The 1,394-nt window shown below is 49.9% G+C and carries 1 protein-coding gene and 1 pseudogene; both read left to right on the top strand.

Annotation, left to right across the window (positions count from 1 at the left end; all coding sequences use genetic code 11):
- Positions 1 to 346 precede the first annotated feature (346 nt).
- Entirely contained in the window at positions 347 to 838 is a 492-nt protein-coding gene (locus PsAD46_RS06545) for a MerR family transcriptional regulator (protein ID WP_063306427.1), read from the top strand.
- Between the two features lie 318 nt (positions 839 to 1,156).
- Positions 1,157 to 1,394: pseudogene (locus tag PsAD46_RS06540) on the top strand (integrase); the annotation flags it as partial.

Here is a 1,394-nt window from a genome sequence, read left to right as displayed (position 1 = left end):
TAAGCATGGAACGGAAGAAAGAACGCACCCAAAGTCAGAGGGCCATAATGGTTCTAAGTAACCTGTCCGGTAATTAGACTGTAGGTACGTGCGTATTACCATCAAGGCCACGGCCCGCGTGCCGATAAACAGGTCGGATACATAGTAGCGACTTCAAGGTTCCAAGTAAAAACTCTCTTGCGAAATGCAGGCGGTCCATACTTAATGGCCCTCTGCTACTGCATCATAGCGTTTAATCCACCTCTTGAGCTGCTCTCTAACACCCAACGCACAACACTTCATCTAAACCAATCAGTTAGAAGATATTTTTCGTTTCACTTGACCCAATTTCGAGAGTGAGTCGAGCATGACTGGGAATAGTGACACTTACAACCGTACATATACGGCGTCCGAAGTTGCCAAGATCGTTGGGATGAATATTGAGACGTTGCGGGTCTGGAGGCGGCGGAAGCAGTTGGTGCTTGAGGGCGAGCGCCAAGGCTGGACCCGATATACCTTTAATGATCTGATGGCCGTTGCCACCTACCACAACATGGTACGCTCTCACTGCACCAATACGATTGCAGAGCTGATTGCCGGGACTGTCTCACAGCAGCTCGCCAACAAATGGTCTGGTATTCTTGGCACAGAAAGTAGTGTTTTCTGCCTTTGCAACAATGCAATGGATGAGGAAAATATTCAGATACAGATGCATGTCGGACTGGAAGAGCTTCTGGAGGCGATCACTCAGATTATGCGAAGCTCAAAACGTCAGCCTGCCTATCATATTGTCGATTGCGGAGCTTTGTTTTTGAAAGTGCTGGTATCTTGCACCAAGGTTTGTGAGGAGAGCGAATAACCGCTTTGGCTCATAAATCACAGGCCCATGCTATCGACATCAGAACATCTATAGCCTAAAGATCAAGAGGGGATCGATATGGCGAGAGCGCAGTTGAACTTGAGTATCCAGCCGTATCGCATGCTGAAGAGAGCTCTGCGGCTTCCTATTGCGGTCTAAGTGCAACCAGCTTCCTGGCCAATTATCCGGTTCCCGCCGTTCTTCTTCCTGGAGGGCGCAAGGTCTGGGACGTCAAGGATCAGGATCGCTGGATTGAAGGCTTAAAGGAAGACAGCCGTCCATCTGATGATGATCTCCTCAATCAGCTGGGAGCCTGATATGACGATAGTCTGGGTCAAAGGCTTCAAGATCTTCAATGACCAGCACGGCAAGCTGCGGTGTTATCATCGCAAGACTGGTGAGCCGATCAATCTGGAAAAAGCGCCAATCGGCAGTGCTGCCTTTCTGGCAGAATGCGAGCGACTAACAAACTTGATGTCAGTGGCTGATACCAGCAGGCCGGGCACGCTCGGCAATCTGATTGACAAGTATCGCGCCGGCTCTGCCTTTCTTGAGC

This window comes from Pseudovibrio sp. Ad46, from assembly GCF_001623065.1.
Classification (GTDB): Bacteria; Pseudomonadota; Alphaproteobacteria; order Rhizobiales; family Stappiaceae; genus Pseudovibrio.
Note: the sequence above shows the minus strand (reverse complement) of the source record. Positions and strands in the feature narration are given on the sequence as shown.